General features: G+C 71.2%; 15 protein-coding genes and 1 pseudogene. 11 read left to right on the forward strand and 5 right to left on the reverse strand.

Annotation, left to right across the window (positions count from 1 at the left end; genetic code table 11):
- Positions 1–198 precede the first annotated feature (198 nt).
- The 3 genes and pseudogenes from HUT10_RS47470 to HUT10_RS47480 form a co-directional block, all read right to left on the reverse strand.
- A pseudogene (locus HUT10_RS47470) lies at positions 199–345 on the reverse strand (NlpC/P60 family protein); the annotation flags it as partial.
- Positions 346–487: 142 nt separating this feature from the next.
- A complete protein-coding gene (locus tag HUT10_RS47475) occupies positions 488–1,078 on the reverse strand; it encodes a hypothetical protein (RefSeq protein WP_176177208.1) in 591 nt (196 codons plus the stop codon).
- Positions 1,079–1,852: 774 nt separating this feature from the next.
- Positions 1,853–2,800 (reverse strand): LysR family transcriptional regulator, encoded by a 948-nt coding sequence (locus tag HUT10_RS47480; protein WP_176177209.1) that lies wholly within the window; start codon positions 2,798–2,800, stop codon positions 1,853–1,855.
- 186 nt (positions 2,801–2,986) lie between these two features.
- Between HUT10_RS47480 and HUT10_RS47490 the strand changes: the two genes are divergently transcribed.
- The 3 genes from HUT10_RS47490 (at position 2,987) to HUT10_RS47500 (ending at position 6,014) form a co-directional block, all read left to right on the forward strand.
- Positions 2,987–4,393 carry a YbfB/YjiJ family MFS transporter gene (locus HUT10_RS47490; RefSeq protein WP_254897360.1) on the forward strand — a complete coding sequence of 469 codons (1,407 nt, stop codon included), beginning with the start codon at positions 2,987–2,989 and terminating at the stop codon, positions 4,391–4,393.
- 38 nt (positions 4,394–4,431) lie between these two features.
- Positions 4,432–5,397 (forward strand): GlxA family transcriptional regulator, encoded by a 966-nt coding sequence (locus HUT10_RS47495; protein WP_176177210.1) that lies wholly within the window; start codon positions 4,432–4,434, stop codon positions 5,395–5,397.
- A 71-nt stretch (positions 5,398–5,468) separates the two neighbouring features.
- Positions 5,469–6,014: a carbonic anhydrase gene (locus tag HUT10_RS47500; protein WP_176177211.1), complete on the forward strand. Its 546-nt coding sequence runs from the start codon at positions 5,469–5,471 to the stop codon at positions 6,012–6,014.
- 182 nt (positions 6,015–6,196) lie between these two features.
- Here HUT10_RS47500 and HUT10_RS47505 read toward each other — a convergent pair whose 3' ends face one another.
- Positions 6,197–6,691, reverse strand: a complete 495-nt coding sequence (locus HUT10_RS47505) for an SRPBCC family protein (protein ID WP_176177212.1) — start codon at positions 6,689–6,691, stop codon at positions 6,197–6,199.
- A gap of 101 nt (positions 6,692–6,792) precedes the next feature.
- On the opposite strand from HUT10_RS47505, the gene HUT10_RS47510 reads away from it, so the two are divergent.
- From HUT10_RS47510 to HUT10_RS47525, 4 genes are all read left to right on the forward strand, one after another.
- Positions 6,793–7,668: a helix-turn-helix domain-containing protein gene (locus HUT10_RS47510; protein WP_176177213.1), complete on the forward strand. Its 876-nt coding sequence runs from the start codon at positions 6,793–6,795 to the stop codon at positions 7,666–7,668.
- Positions 7,669–7,748: 80 nt separating this feature from the next.
- A complete protein-coding gene (locus HUT10_RS47515) occupies positions 7,749–8,711 on the forward strand; it encodes a hypothetical protein (protein WP_254897361.1) in 963 nt (320 codons plus the stop codon).
- Positions 8,712–8,740: 29 nt separating this feature from the next.
- A complete protein-coding gene (locus HUT10_RS47520; protein WP_176177214.1) occupies positions 8,741–9,637 on the forward strand; it encodes an MBL fold metallo-hydrolase in 897 nt (298 codons plus the stop codon).
- A gap of 19 nt (positions 9,638–9,656) precedes the next feature.
- Complete coding sequence (locus HUT10_RS47525; RefSeq protein ID WP_176177215.1) at positions 9,657–11,075, forward strand: carboxylesterase/lipase family protein; 1,419 nt, start codon at positions 9,657–9,659, stop codon at positions 11,073–11,075.
- A 6-nt stretch (positions 11,076–11,081) separates the two neighbouring features.
- Here HUT10_RS47525 and HUT10_RS47530 read toward each other — a convergent pair whose 3' ends face one another.
- The gene (locus tag HUT10_RS47530; RefSeq protein ID WP_176177216.1) at positions 11,082–11,546 is read right to left on the reverse strand and encodes a MarR family winged helix-turn-helix transcriptional regulator; all 465 of its coding nucleotides are present in this window, start codon (positions 11,544–11,546) and stop codon (positions 11,082–11,084) included.
- Positions 11,547–11,618: 72 nt separating this feature from the next.
- On the opposite strand from HUT10_RS47530, the gene HUT10_RS47535 reads away from it, so the two are divergent.
- The 4 genes from HUT10_RS47535 (at position 11,619) to HUT10_RS47550 (ending at position 15,080) form a co-directional block, all read left to right on the forward strand.
- On the forward strand, positions 11,619–11,765 hold the full coding sequence (locus HUT10_RS47535; protein WP_176177217.1) for a hypothetical protein: 147 nt from the start codon (positions 11,619–11,621) through the stop codon (positions 11,763–11,765).
- Between the two features lies 1 nt (position 11,766).
- Positions 11,767–12,390, forward strand: coding sequence for an NADPH-dependent F420 reductase (locus HUT10_RS47540; RefSeq protein ID WP_176177218.1), 624 nt, complete (start codon positions 11,767–11,769; stop codon positions 12,388–12,390).
- 24 nt (positions 12,391–12,414) lie between these two features.
- The gene (locus HUT10_RS47545) at positions 12,415–13,017 is read left to right on the forward strand and encodes a malonic semialdehyde reductase (protein WP_176177219.1); all 603 of its coding nucleotides are present in this window, start codon (positions 12,415–12,417) and stop codon (positions 13,015–13,017) included.
- Positions 13,018–13,412: 395 nt separating this feature from the next.
- Positions 13,413–15,080, forward strand: coding sequence for a discoidin domain-containing protein (locus HUT10_RS47550; protein ID WP_176177220.1), 1,668 nt, complete (start codon positions 13,413–13,415; stop codon positions 15,078–15,080).
- Positions 15,081–15,634 lie beyond the last annotated feature (554 nt).

Raw genomic sequence — 15,634 nt, forward strand, 5'->3', positions numbered from 1 at the left:
AACACGGACAAACGGAACAGAGCGGAATTCACCAGACAGTCAACACGCGACGGCCTGGCCGCTCCCTCCACGCACGAAGCCCGTCGGCGGTTGAGTCGCCTCGTGGGCAGGACGTCGACTCGCCCGGGTGATAGGCATGCAGGTGCGCGGTGTCGACGTCAGCGGTCAACTGGATGCGGCTGACCTGGTCGCGCCGACGCCGCCGATGTACAGGCCGACATGGTGGATGCGCCCGGCGGTGGCTTGGAAGACCAGGGCGCCCGGCAGCAGCGGAGCACCAGCAGGCACGCGCGGTCCGGCCGTGTACTGCTCGCGCGAGGTCCGCGGCAGCGGGACGCCGGCGGCCCCGCGGCCACCGTGGTCGAGGTTGCGCAGACCGAGTGCGCTTCACCGAACATCAGTTGACGAGAAAGAAACAAGCCCTTGGAGAACATGCGTTACCGGCGGACTGTAAGCCGGCATCCCATTGTCGGCACGCGTGGGTTCGTCACGACCTCGGCACGCCGTCGCCGATGCGGTACCAGCGTGTCGCAGCGAGATCGTCGAAGACCACCTCCGGCACAGGACCGCCGTCCATGACCTTCAAGAGCAGCTCCGAGGTAAGATCTTCGTTCGTCGGCTTCACCCACGTTCGCCACTCTTCACCAGGCAGCAGAACCTGTCGGCGCTCGCTCGTGGGCGCGCATTCGACGACGAATGTCTCGCTGCGGCCGATGACGTGCAGTGCAACGACGTCGATGTTCACGACAGGCTCGGGCCCGGTATTTCGGACGAACACCTGCACGCCGTTGCTGTCTTCGGATCCTGCTACTCCGCCGACGATGGAGAAGGCCTGTACGCGAAGCCGCTCGGCGTCTCGGCGGCTCTCGCGCCGCCGCTCGTCGCTGGCGATCCGGAGGGCCACCCACGCTGCGATCAACGCGCCCAGGCCGCCGAACCACTGGCCAACGCCGGCCCAGTCGCCGGGACTCAGCCACCGGCGGAGGGCGTATGTCACGAGAACGACAAAGGCAATCGTGCCGAAGATTGCCCACGTTGACTTTCTGACGTCCCTGATCGATCGGCGCTCTCGTCTCATGGTTACCGTCCTCGCGATGGCTGTCGGAGTACGCGAGCCAAGGATCTTGCTGTGCGTTGGTATCCGACGTGAATCTCGATGTTGAAGCGGACGTCCCCGACCCGGACGCCTACGGGGCCGTTCGGACGCGCTCAAGCCTTCCCTGATATCTCCCCTCGACGCCGTGGCGACGTCTTGCCGTACCGAGCGGCGGCTCCGACGGGTAACGCGGCCAAAGTTGCGATGGTCACCGCATACGGTGCGCGGCACGCCAGTTCGACTGCCCCGGCGATGCCCAGGACGGCATACGTGACACCCCACGCCGGACCAGGCAGCAGACGGAAAGCAAGGCGCCAGAAGGGTGGGTCGCTCGGTGCGGCGCCCGGTCCGGGGTTCGGCGCCCTTCTACGACAGTTCATGAGAAGAGAATCGCCGTGCACCGGCGAGGTGCCAAGCCTCACGCGTAATTTTTTCGATTGATCGCGGTGGGGCACGGCGCCTCAAGGCACCCGTGTACGCGCCGTGACGGTGCTGGTTCGCCTCGCATGTGCGCCGAAACGCAGTCGAACAGGGTGCCGCCGAGGAAATACCCGCTGCCTTGATCCAGGATTTCGCGTCGGTCGACGACGGTCACCGCACCCTCGACCCGCCCGGACTCGACGTAGAGAGCACCCGCTCTCGGTGCTCGTGCGTGACGAGCGGACCCATGTCGGTCCCGCCCCGGTCGCCGAACGCGGCACTCAGCAAAGCCTTGGCCGTGTGGTCGAGATTCACCGAAGGGTCGACGTGGTCTCGCTAGTCACCGGCCCGGATGGCAGCGTGGTGCGGGTCGTCGCCGGGCAGCCACCACGGGGCCGATGGTGAAGACGTCCAGTGGCGGCTCTCGGCGAACGCGGTCAAGGACTCGACGACGTGCGCCACCCCGGGGCGGCTGTCGTCGGCGCGGTGCAGCAGCGACCACGTCCACAGGGGAACCGGGTCGGCGATCGGTCGTCGGCCCAGGCTGGGCGGCACGGCCGCGGTGTGGCGCTTCGGTGAAGTGAGCACGGGAGCGCCCAGGCGGCGGATGTGGGCGTGGAACGCTTCACCGGTGATCCCGCCGTCGGAAATCCTCTCGACCCGCGCCCCCGTCCGCGCGGCGAACTCCGCGGCGAACCGGTTCCACGACGACCAAGCCGAAACGTCCGCGTCCACCAGCACCGTGACCTCGGCCGCGGCCACCGGCTCGGTGCCGCTGATCCCGGGCAAGGTGGCGGTGAGCGGCTCCGCTCGGACCAGGTGCGCGGTCAGGCCTCGCTCGGCGACCTCCGCGGCCGTGACCCACGCGAACGCGAGGTCGAGGCTGCCTTCTGCGACCCGGTCGGCTTGCGCGTGCGACGGCAGCACCCAGTCGTCGATGCGCAGCGCGACCACCGGGCCGACGAGTGAGTCCACATTGTCCGGTAGCCAGCTGACGTAACCCAGCCGCAGCGGGCTCGCCTCGGCCGCCTGGTTCCGAGCGCGCCGACCGGCGCCCTCGGCCAGCGCGAGGATCTGGCGGGCGTCGCCGAGCAGGGACCGGCCGGCCTCGGTCAAGCGGACGGTCCGCCGGTTCCGGACGAACAGCTGGACGTCGAGTTCCTTCTCCAGCGCGATGATCTGCTGGGACAAGGCCGGTCCCGAGATGTGCAGCTGCTCCGCGGCCCGCCCGAAGTGCAGTTCCTGGGCGACGGCGACGAAGTACCTCAGCTGCCGGAGTTCCATGTCGAGAGCTTAAGCCGGGTTTCCCGGGCACCGCGCGCCGTGAACGGCGGTGTAACCCGCGTGACACGCCACCGCGGCGACCAGCGGTGCGAAGCCAGGCCTACCACTCTTCGGCAGGCTGTCGTGGACTTCCGGTCCGACGGCGGCTTCGCTGGACCCAGTGACGTCGGTGCCGGAGGAGCGGGAATGCAGTTCCACAAGTACGACGTGGTGATCGCGGGCACCGGCATGCGCGCGGCCATCGAGTCCGGCCGGCGCGCCCGCACCGCGGCCCTCACCAAGCTCTACCCGGCCCGGTCCCACACCGGCGCGGCCCAGGGCGGCATGTGCGCCGCGCCGCTACGCCGCGGACCGCGCCGATCACCTGATCTCCCGCACCTAACACTGAACCGCTCGATGGGAACCTCGATGAGCACGCTCTCCTTCCACCGTGGCCACCCGACGCAGCGGCGGGCGGCCTGGGCGCACGTGGTCCGCGCCGCCGCGGCGCTCGCCGCGGGCATGGGTGTCGGCCGGTTCGCCTACACGCCGATCCTCCCGCTGATGACCGCGTACGCCGGTCTCACCGCGACGGCGGCGGCCTCCCTGGCGACCGCGAACTACGTCGGGAACCTGCTCGGCGCGGTCGCCGGCATGCTGCCCGTGCTCGGCCGCTCCGCCCGCTTCCACCGCGGCTGGCTGCTCCTGCTCGTGGCCACCCTCGCCGCGATGCCGCTCACCACCGGCGTACCCGGCTGGATCGCGTTGCGCTTTCTCGCGGGTGTCGCGAGCGGCGCCGTGTTCGTCTTCGCGGTCAGCTCGGTCCTCAGCCACCTGCGCGACCACCCGGCGCACCTGCCCGGCTGGAGCTTCAGCGGCGTCGGGTTCGGTATCGTGCTGTCCGGCGCGCTCGTGTTGGGGATCCCCCTCGCCGGGAGCTGGCGCACCGCGTGGTGGGCCACGGCCGGGCTGTGCGCGGTGCTCGCCGCGGTGGCCTGGCGGCTCGCCCCGGAACCGCCTCCGGCCCTCGAACGGCAGCCCGGTTCCCGGCCGCGGACCCACCGGTGGTTCACCGCGCTGTTCGCCAGCTACACCCTCGAGGGCATCGGGTACATCATCGCCGGCACGTTCCTGGTGGCGGCCGTCGCCCGGACCACACCGCCCTGGCTCGGCGGCGTGGCGTGGATCGTCGTCGGGCTCGCCGCGATGCCGTCCTCGATCGTGTGGTCCCGGCTCGGCCGCCGCTGGGCCCGGCCCGACGTCCTCCTGGCCGCGCTGGTGGTCCAGGCGGCCGGGATCGCGCTTCCCGCCCTGTTCGGCGGCATGGTGGCGGCGCTGGTGGCGGCGGTCCTGTTCGGAGCGACCTTCATCGGGGTCAGCAACGTCGCGCTCGCCACCGGGAACCACCTGCGGTTCCCGCGTGCCGTCGCGCTGCTGACCGTCGGCTACTCGCTCGGGCAGATCCTCGGCCCGCTCGTCGTCGCGCCGCTCCTGCGCCATGGCTACGAGCCTGCGCTGCTGCTGGGCGCGGCGGTTGTGCTCGCCGCCGCCGGTGCCGCCGCGATCCTGCGGATCGGCTTCCCTCATGAGTCGTCGTGCGTACCCACCGTGTGAGCTGTCCTGACCGGACGGGGAGTGGGACACTCGGACCCATGAGTTCGTCACCGTCCGACCCGCACCGCGTCGTCGCGTTGGTGCTGCCCGGGGTGATCGCCTTCGACCTCGCCATCGCCGCGCAGGCGTTCGGGCACCAGGAGCAGGCGGACCTCTACCGCTTCGACGTCTGCGCCCCGCACCCGGGACACGTGGCGACCCAGTCGCCGTTCACCATCGATGTCGCAAGTGGACTGGAGGCGCTGGAACGGGCGGACACGATCGTCGTGCCGGGTTTCCGGCCGCTGGTGGACCCGCCGCGGGAGGTGCTGGAGGCGTTGCGGGCCGCGTACGCCCGCGGCGCGCGGATCGCGTCGGTGTGCATCGGGGCTTTCGCGTTGGCCGCCACGGGTTTGCTCGACGGTCACGTCGCGACCACGCACTGGCGGGAGGCGGCGGAGTTCCGGCGCCGGTTCCCCGCGGTCCGGCTGAATCCCGACGTTCTCTACGTCGACAACGGCCGGCTGCTGACCAGCGCCGGCCTCTCCGCCGGAATCGACCTGTGCCTGCACATGATCCGGCAGGACCACGGCGCGGCGGCCGCGTCCCGGGTTGCGCGGTACCTGGTGGTCGCGGCGCACCGGCCGGGCGGGCAAGCGCAGTTCGCGAGCCAGGTCAGCGAAGACGACGGACTGTCCGCGACGTTCGGGTGGATGGTCGGGGAGATGCACCGGCCACTGACTGTCGCGCAGATGGCCCGGCACGCGGGGATGCCGGAGCGCAGCTTCGCGCGCAAGTTCCGCGCCCGGACGGACATGACTCCGATGCGCTGGCTGGCCACCCAGCGGCTGCTGGAAGCGCAGCGGCTGCTCGAGTCGACCCCGTTGCCGGTCGAAGACATCGCGGAGCGCACCGGGCTGGGCACGGCGGCCAACCTGCGCTTGCACATGGCGCGCGAGCTCGGCACGACACCGACCGCTTACCGGAAGTCTCGCGCGGCGGGGGAGCCGCTGCGCGCGTCGTAGTGGCCGAAGCCTTTCGCGAAGTGGCTGTCCTGCCCCTGGTCCCGTCTTCGTCGCGTCGGCAGCCTGGAGGCATGAGCACCTTGAAGGAACTGCTGGACAACAACGCCCGTTTCGCCGAAACCGACGCCAAGGCCAAGGTTCCGGACATCCCGTTCATCCCGAACAAGCAGGTCTACGTCCTCACCTGCATCGACCCCCGGGTGGACCCGGCGGCCACGATGGGCCTCGAGCTGGGGGACGCCATCGTCGCCCGCACGGTCGGCGGCCGGGCGAACCAGTCCTTTCTGGACGATCTGGCGTGGATCAGCTACCTGCACGAGACCAAGACCCCGGACGCCGAGTGGTTCGAAATCGCGGTCGTCCACCACACGGACTGCGGGTCGGCGTTGATGGCCGACCCACAGCTGCGCAAGGGGTTCGCCGAACTCGGTTTCGACGACGAGGAGCTCCGGCGGACCGCGGTCGTCGACCCGGCGGACACCGTCCCGGTCGACGTTCAGGCGATCCTCGACGCACCGACCGTGTCCGGCCGCATCCGGGTGTCCGGCTACCGCTACGACGTGAAGACCGGCCGCATCGAGCAGCTCGTCGCGCCGCGGTCGCGGGACGGCCGGTAGGCACCGTGACCAGCCACCGTCCACTGAGGATCGGCTCGCTCCTTCACCACCTACGGCCCGGTCGCCGGCACGAGCGGCCTGGCTCTGCGGGGCGATGCGGTGCTCGAAGAGGCGCCGCAGCTGATGCACGACGAACGAGTGCCGGCCTCGCCTGTCAGGCGAGGCCGGCCGTTCCGTCGTTGCTACCGTAGCGATCCGCCCTGCTCGGCGACCCATTGCGCGAGCGCCGCCAGGGTGGTTTCGACGCTGGCGGCCATGTACTCGCGCAGCGCCTCCAGTTCGGCCAGGGTCCGGCCCAGCACGGGGTCGAAGCGCAGCAGCCGCCAGGACTGCCGGACCAGGCTCCCGCTGCCCTGGGCCCGGAAGTCCCACGCCCAGCGGACGATGCCGTCGCCGGTGCCGCCGACGACGAAGCTGAACGCGGTTCCCGGGTCGGCTTTCTCCACTTGGGACCGGGTGGTCCACTCGCGGTCTTCCCGGCGGTTGGCGCCGCTGAACCACGCGCCCGGCCACGGGCCGTCGCCGTCGTCGTAGGCGACGCCGCTCGCCGTGGGGCTCCACCGGCCGATCGCGGAGACGTCGCTGATCAGCTCGTAGACGCGGATGGGGGCGGCGTCGACCCACGCGCTCCTGGTGAAGGCGAAGCCGGTCACGTCGAGGTCACTGGTGATGGTCACGAGGTGAGTCCACCCGCGCGGGCGCCCGGCAACCAGCCCCGCCGTTACCCACCCCCGGCTGGGTCAGGCTGACGGCGGCGAGGCGAGGCGATACTGGAGCCATGACCGGAAAGACGCAGCTCGGAGCCTTCCTCCAGGCCCGGCGAGCCCAGGTGCGGCCCGAAGAACTCGGACTGCCGACCTACGGCGAACGCCGGCGCGTGCCGGGGCTGCGCCGGGAAGAGCTGGCCCTGCTGGCCGGGGTGAGTGCCTCGTACTACACCCGGCTGGAGCAGGGACAGTCCCTCAGCGCTTCGGCCGAGGTGCTCGACGCGATCGCCGGGGCGCTGCGGCTGGACGACTCGGAGCGGCGGCACCTGCACGACCTGGCCCGCGCCGACCGGCGCCGTCCCCGGTACCGGCGTCCCGCACCGGAACGGGTGACCGAGGCGGCCGGTCAGCTGCTGGAGGCACTGGCCGGGGTGCCCGCGATCGTGCTCGGCCGGCGCACCGACGTGCTGGCCTGGAACCGGCTGGGGCACGCGCTGTTCGCCGGCCACCTCGACTTCGCGGCCCCGGCGCGGCCCGCCGAGCGTCCGAACATGGCCCGGTTGGTATTCCTCGACGGCCACACCCGGGAGCTCTACGCCGACTGGGCGGCCAAAGCCCGCGCCGTGGTCGGGAACCTGCGGCTGGTGGCGGGGGAGCACCCGGACGACGCGGTGCTGCACGCCCTGGTGGGCGAGCTCAGCGCCAAGAGCCCCGAGTTCGCCGGCCTGTGGGCCGACCACCGGGTCAAGGCCTGCGCGGTCGCCCCGTACGAGATGCGGCACCCGCTCGTCGGCACCCTCACCGTGCTCCAGCAGACCCTGAGCAGCGGGCCGGGGCCCGCCGTCGTCGTCACGACGGCGGAACCGGGCTCGCCCGCCCAGGCCGCCCTGACGCTGCTCGCCCAGGCGGTCGAACGGGACACCGCCCCGGCCTCGACACCGGTCTGACCCGGCCCACCTGACCCCACCACACCCCCGCGCGCCGGTGTGTCGCCGACGCGCGCCCGAAAACAAGCGAAGGAACCACGTTGTCCAAGAAGCTGCCCTGGTCCATGACGTCCGCGTCCGTCCTGGCCGCCGCGAGCGTCGCGCTGACCGCCACGCCCGCGTCCGCCGTCTCCGCACCGCTGCGCGATGCGCGGATCGCCGCCCACTTCGACCTGGCCGCAGGGCAAACGCCGGAAAACGTCGCCTTGGCGCCCGGCGGGGCCGCCGACGTCACGTTCGCGGCCGGACGTCAGATCGCCGAAATCTCGCCGAGCGGCGCCGTCCGCGTGCTGGCCACCCTGGCCGCGCCCGCCGACGGCGGAGTCCACACGCCGGTGCTCGGGTTCCCGCTCACCGTCGGGATCACCCGCGCGGCCGACGGCACGCTGTACTTCCTCTACGCCACCGGCACGGCCGACCTCACCGGCGTGTGGCGGCTGCGGCCCGGCGGCCGGCCCCAGCGGATCGCCGCGCTCCCGGCCGAGGGCCTGCCCAACGGCCTGGCCCTCGACCAGGGCAGCGGCACCCTCTACGTCACCGACTCCGTGCTCGGCACCCTGTGGCGGGTGCCCGCGGCCGGCGGCACCCCGGTCGCCTGGTCGACCGCTCCCGAACTGGCTTCCACCGGCTTCCTCGGCGCCAACGGCCTGAAGCTGCACGCGGGTGCGGTCTGGGCCACGAACCTCGACCGGGGCACCGTGCTGCGCATCCCGATCCGGCGGGACGGCAGCGCCGGCGCGGTGCGCACGGTCGCCACCGGGCTGGAAGGCATCGACGACTTCGCGTTCACCGGCCGGGGGGACGAGCTGCTCGCCGCGCTCAACGGCCCCAGCGAGGTCGCGCTCGTCCGGCCCGACGGGAGCCACTCGATCGTGCTCACCCCGGCCGACGGCCTGCAGAACCCGACTTCGGTGGCCGTGCGCGGCCGCACGGCCTACGTGTTCAGCGCCGCCTACGTCACCGGGCGGGACCCGAACCTCGTCGTCGCCGACCTCGGCTGCTGACCGAACCCCTCACCGCAAGGAGAACCGTCATGGACCAGATCGCACTGGGCGAGGTCACCGTCACCCGCGTCGAGGAGACGCACGGCCCCATCATGCCCACCGATCAGTTCTTCCCCGACGTGCCCGAGGAGGCCTGGCAGGAGCACCGCGAGTGGCTGGTGCCCGACCACCTCGGCGCGGACGACACGATGGTGCACGTCGCCATGCAGTCGTGGGTGCTGCGCAGCGGCGGCCGGACCATCGTCGTGGACACCGGCGTCGGCAACGGCAAGGCCCGGCCCGCGGTGGCGGCGTGGGACCACCTCGACCTGGACTACCTGGGTGCCCTCGCCCGCGCCGGCGTCCGGCCGGAGGACGTGGACCTGGTGGTCAACACGCACTTGCACGTCGACCACGTCGGCTGGAACACCCGCTGGGACGGCGAAAACTGGGTGCCGACGTTCCCCAACGCCACCTACCTGATGCCCGAGGCGGACTTCGAGTTCTGGAACCCGGCGAACAACTCCGGGATCGCGGGCGGGGTCAACGAGAACGTCTTCGAGGACAGCGTGGCCCCGGTGCACGCCGCCGGCCAGGTGCAGTTGTGGGAAGCCGGCCACGTCATCGACGGCAACCTGCGCCTGGAGGCCGCGCCCGGCCACACCCCCGGATCGAGCGTGGTGAAGCTGGAGTCCGGCGGCGACCGGGCGCTGTTCGCGGGCGACCTCATGCACACCCCGCTCCAGGTCACCCACGCCGAGCACAACAGCTGCTTCTGCGAGGACCCGGCGCAGGCCCGCGCGACGCGCCGCCGGTTGCTGGGCTGGGCCGCGGACTCCGCCGCGCTGGTCCTGCCCGCCCACTTCAGCGGCCACAGCGCGCTCGAGGTCGAACACCGCGGCAGTGGGTTCGGGATCAAGAACTGGGCCCCGTTCCCCCGGTACTGAGCCAGACAGGAGACGCAGGATGACTCCGGCCGAATTCAGCACGGTCACCACCAGCGGGGGACCGGTCCGCGGTCGCCGGCACGACCACGGCACCGTCCACTTCGACGTGCCCTACGCCAAGGCACCCCTGGGGATCCGGCGGTTCGCCCCGCCGGATCCCCACCCGGGGTGGTCCGGAGTGCGCGACGGGACGCGGCCGGGCCCCACCGCGCCGCAGCCGGCCCGCGACTCCTTCGGCGTCCTCGACATGTCCCCGTACTTCGGCCCGGGCTGGCAGCGCGGCGACGACTACCTGACGGTGAACGTCTGGGCCCCGCCGGCGGACGGTTCGCCGCGTCCGGTGCTGGTGTTCGTCCACGGCGGCGGGTTCGTCGCGGGCTCCAACCGAGCACCGCTGTACGACGGCACGGCCTTCGCGCGGGACGGCGTCGTGCTGGTGACCGTCAACTACCGGCTGGGCATCCCCGGGTTCCTCCACCTCCCGGACGCGCCGGGCAACCGGGGCCTGCTCGACGTCATCGCCGCCTTGCGGTGGGTGCGGGACAACGTCGCGTCGTTCGGCGGCGACCCGGACAACGTCACGCTCGCCGGGCAGTCCGCCGGCGCCATCATCGTCGGTGGCGTGCTCGCCGAGCCGGCCGCGGCCGGTCTCTTCCGCCGGGCGATCGTCCAGAGCGGCAGCGGCACCGGGGCCTTCACACCCGAGCAGGCCGCCATGGTCACCGAGCGGGTGGGCCGGCACTTCGGTGTCGAGCCTTCCGCCGCGGCGCTGGCCGGCGTCCCGGAGGACCGGCTCGTCGCGGTCCTGGCCGACTTGGCGGGGCTGGCCCTGCGCACGCCCACGCACCACCACCCGCTGGGCGGCATCACGTCGTTCAGCCTGGTGAGCGAACGCCAGCCGGTCGCGGCCGCCGGTGGCAGTGCCGTCGACCTGCTGATCGGCGACAACCGCGACGAGGGCAGCCTTTACCTCGCGCCCGTGGGCAAGCTGGCGGGCAGCACCGACCTCGACGTCCGCGAGACGGCAGCGCTCTTCCACCACGACCCCGACGACGCCGTGCGCGGCTACCGGAGCCGGTACCCGCACGCCGGCCCGGCCGAGTTGCGCACCAGGGTGCTCAGTGACGGCCTGTTCCGCACCGGCACGCACGCGCTGGCCACGGCCCACACCGCCGGCCCGACCTACCGCTACGAGTTCGGCTGGCGGTCGGACGCGGTCGACGGGCAGCTGGGCGCCAGTCACGTGATGGAGCTGCCGTTCGTGTTCGACAACCTCGCGTTGCCCGCGTTGCGGGGGCCGCGGAAGCTGCTGGGCACCGGTGAACCACCCCCCGCGCTCGCCACCCGGATGCACCGGTCGTGGGTCGCGTTCGCCGGGTCGGGCGACCCCGGGTGGGCGGAGTACTCGCCGGGTGGGCACGTCGAAGAGCTGGCGTAGCCGCGCTCAGTCCCCGTCCTGCGCCGCCAGCCGGGCGTTGACCTTGGCGCTGATCGTGGTGAGCGCGTCGAGTTCCTCCGAGGTGAGGTGGTCGATGACGATCTCGCGGATGTCCGAGACGTGCTGGGGGGCCGCCGCTTCGATCAGCTTCGTGCCCTCGGCGGTGATGGCGATCACCGAGCCGCGCTGGTCGGTGTCGCAGCGCTCCCGGCGCACCAGGCCGCGTTTCTCCATGCGCGTCAAGTGCTGGGACAGGCGGCTCTTCTCCCAGTGCAGCAGCCGGCCGAGCTCGTAGGACCGCAGCGGGTCCGGCGCCTCCGACAGGTGCGCGAGCACCTGGTAGTCCGCATTGGACAGACCGCACCGGTGCCGCAGCTGCCGGTCGACGAACTCGGTCAGGCCCTCCTGCATCGCCATCAGGCTCCGCCAGGCCCGTTGTTCCCGTTCGTCCAGCCACCGCACCTGCGTCATGCTCCCGAGCCTACCGAAGTGGTTGACACGTTAACAAGTTGCGGCGTAGCTTTTGGTTAACACGTTAACCAAATGTGGGAGACAGAGATGAAGGCCGCGAACGTCTCGGGACGGCTGCACCCCCGTCCGCGACGGACGGGGGGCTACGCCCGGCGGGAAGAGCTGGCCGGGTGGGCGGCGGACCAGCCGGACGACGACCTGCTGCCGGAGGCGTACTGACGTGAAGTTCGGGATGATCGGGGCCGGGACGCTGTCCCAGGCCATCGCCAGCCACCCGCTCGAGGCGGGCCACGAAGTGGTCTTCAGCAACAGCCGGGGACCGGAAACCCTGACCGAGCTGGTCTCCCGGCTCGGTCCGGGAGCCTCCGCCGGCACCATCGCCGAAGCCGGCGAAGCCGACTTCGTCGTCCTGGCTGTGACTTGGCGCCGCGTGCGCGACGCACTGAAAGCGCTTCCCTCACGGCCCGGGCGGATCCTCATCGATGCGACCAACCAGTGGGCGGACCCGCCGCCGGCCGCCGTCCTCGACGTCTTGGATGTCGGCGGCAGCGAGTTCGTCGCCTCGCTCCTGCCGGACGCCCACGTGATCAAGGCGTTCGACAACCTCTACGGGCCGGTCATCGCGGCCGACCCGGTCACGCCGGCGGGCCGCCGCATCCTCTTCCACGCCGGGGACGACGCGGCCGCCAAGGCCCGGTTCCGGGCGGTGGCCGAGGAATTCGGCTACGCGCCGGTCGACCTCGGGCCGCTGACGATGGGCCGGCTCATGCAGGTCGACGGTCCACTGACCGGCCTGCACGCCATCCGGGAGGACATCGGCCACCCGGTCGGCCTGTCCGGATAACTCTTGTCACGAAAGGAAAACACGATGAACGCCGCCCTGAAGCGGTTGGCTCCCGACGCCACGCACGTGCTGTTCACCGGCGCCCGGACCGCGAACAGCTTCGCGGACACCCCCGTGAGCGACGAAGAGCTGTCGGAGATCTGGGAACTCGCCAGGTGGGCGCCCACGGCGGCCAACACCCAGCCGCTGCGCGTGCTGTTCGTCCGCCCGGGCGCGGGCCGCGACCGGCTCGTCAAACACCTGGACGAAGGCAACCGCGCCAAGACGCAGTCCGCGCCGGCGGTGGCCGTCCTTGCCGTGGACACCCGGTTCCACGAGCACATCCCGGCGCTGCTGCCCTACAAGCCGGAGCTGAAGGAGGTCTTCGCGGCGAACCAAGAGATGCGCGCGGACACCGCGACCTTCAACGCCACCCTGCAGGCCGGGTACTTCATCCTCGCCGTCCGCGCGGTCGGGCTGGCGGCCGGTCCGATGGCGGGCTTCGACGCGGCCGCCGTCGACGCCGAGTTCTTCCCGGAGGGGCGGTTCCGCTCGATCCTGGTCGTCAACATCGGGCACCCGGGGGAGAACCCGTGGTTCCCCCGGCTGCCGCGCCTGTCCCACGACGACGCGCTGCAGTGGGTCTGACGTGCCGGGCACCGTGCTGCTCACCGACCGGGCATCGCCGGCCCAGCCGAACCGGCCCGGCGGAGCTGATCGAGGACCTCATCCGCGAACACCGGCCCGCGGCGATCCTGACCAGCTGGGCGCCGGTGACCCGCGCGGCGATCCAGTCTGCGGGCGTGGGGATCGCCACCGGCAGTGCGCCTGAGGGTTCGATCCAGTGCCAGGCAGCGCGCGCGTCATCGGCGACGCACTGGAGACGACCGCCCGCCGTCGCGCCTGAAACGACGCCGGCTGGTGACGTCCCTTGCGACCGTCGGTACGAAAATTTCTGAAAGCGGTCCAACTCTTGCTAAGCATTGTCGGGACGCCTACATTCTGGCCACGTACTCGTGCACTGGCGGACGAGAGGGACCGGCATGGAGATCTCCCGGAGAACCTTCATCGGCTCGGCGGCGGCGGCATCGGCGTGGGGAGCGCTGTCCTTGGCGGGCGCACCAGGCGTCGCGTACGCCGCCAGCCCGCCCGGCGATGTCGTCGGCAAGGTCACCGTCGGCTACCAGGGATGGTTCGCCTGCGCCGGGGATGGCGCCCCGATCGGCGGCTGGTGGCACTGGAGCCAAGACTGGAGCCGGACGCCGTCGCCGGACAACAACGTGATCCGGGCGTGGCCGGACATGCGTGAGTACACCCGCAAGTACCCGACCGCGTATCAGAACTTCGGCAGCGGCGAGCCGGCCACGTTGTTCTCGTCGTACGACCAGCAAACCGTCGACACGCATTTCCTCTGGATGCAGCAGAACGGCTGCGACACCGCCGCGTTGCAGCGGTTCAACCCGAACAGCTCCGAAGGTGCCACCCGCGACGCGATGGCCGCGAAAGTGCGTAGCGCGGCCGAATCGCACGGGCGGAAGTTCTACATCATGTACGACGTCACCGGCTGGGCGAACATGCAGCCGGAGATCAAGACCGACTGGACGGCGAAGATGTCCGCCCACACGGCCTCTCCGGCCTACGCCCGGCAGAACGGCAAGCCGGTGGTCTGCATCTGGGGGTTCGGCTACAACGACGCGAACCACCCTTGGGATGCCGCGGCTTGCCTTGATGTCGTGAACTGGTTCAAGGGCCAGGGCTGCTACGTGATCGGCGGTGTCCCGCGCGAGTGGCGGAGCGGTACCGGCGGCTCGCGCCCGGGCTTTTCGGACGTTTACCACGCGTTCGACATGATCTCGCCGTGGATGGTCGGCGCGATCGGCACCGCGGCGGACTCGGACTGGATGTACACCAACATGAACGTCCCCGACGTCGCGGAGTGCGCCGCCCACGGCATCGACTACCAGCCGTGCGTGCTGCCCGGCGACGTCTCGGCGCGCCAGCGTGCACACGGCGACTTCATGTGGCGCCAGTTCTACAACATGATCCGCGCCGGCGCGCAGGGTCTCTACATCTCGATGTTCGACGAATACGGTGAAGGCAACCAGATCGCCAAGACGGCGGAGAACGCGTCGATGACGCCGGCCGGTTCCGGCCTGCTCGCCCTCGACGAGGACGGCACGCCCTGTTCGTCCGACTACTACTTGCGCCTCACCGCCGACGGCGGCCGGATGCTGAAAGGCCAGCTGCCGCTGACCGCGGTCCGGCCGACCTCACCCGGGCTGCCCACCAACAGCGGCACGGACCTGGCCAGGGGCCGGGCCACCACCGAAAGCAGCCACACCCAGGGCTACTCCTCGGGCAACGCCGTCGACGGGAATTCCGGTACCTACTGGGAAAGCACCAACAAGGCGTTCCCGCAATGGATCCAGGTCGACCTCGGCGTCGTGACCGCAGTCAGCCGGATCGTCCTGGGCCTGCCGCCCGTGAGTGCCTGGGCCGCCCGCACCCAGACCCTCTCGATCTCGGGATCCGCGAACGGCGGCACCTTCACCACGCTGGCCGGCCCGGCCGGGTACACCTTCGACCCGGCCCGCGGCAACAGCGTCACGGTCGGCGTGCCCAGCACGAACACGCGTTATGTCCGCATCACCTTCACCGCCAACACCGGCTGGCCCGCGGGGCAGCTCGCGCAGTTCGAGGTCTACGCCTGAACCGGGGACGTGCTCCGCGCCGGTCGCGGCCTGCTTGACGTGGGCGGCGACGGCCGCGGGCTGCGGGCTGACCTCGTCGGCGAAGGACTCGTGGCAATTCTCCCTGTCCAGAAACAGGAATCCGTCCTGCGGCGGCACCGGCGCACCGGGAACGCGGCGATGTAGGCGTGCGCGGCGACCTTCTCGTGGGTCCCGGCTTCGGTGATGACCGCGCCGCCGTTAGAGTGCCTGACCAGGACGGCGGGCCCGTCCTGCTGGTGGAGGGCCCGCCGGACGACGGCCGCGTCGCCTTCCGGTGACGGGGTCGAGTCAAATGACCGGGTGTTCCGATGCGCTCAACGCGTCGTGCAGCGCCGCGCGCGAGGATGATCCGCGGGTGTCCCGCTGTCAAGTTCACGCCGAGCACCCTGCGCGTTCGGAAAGTTACTTTACTAAGTGAACTTGCCGAGGTATGGTCGGCAGACCCGCCGCCTTCAAGCAGTCCTGGCCGAGCCAGCCCAGCTATGGAGGAATTTTGTCCGGATAGGCGATTGCCGCACACCGTGAACGAGGCG

Source organism: Amycolatopsis sp. Hca4 (assembly GCF_013364075.1).
Lineage (GTDB): Bacteria > Actinomycetota > Actinomycetes > Mycobacteriales > Pseudonocardiaceae > Amycolatopsis.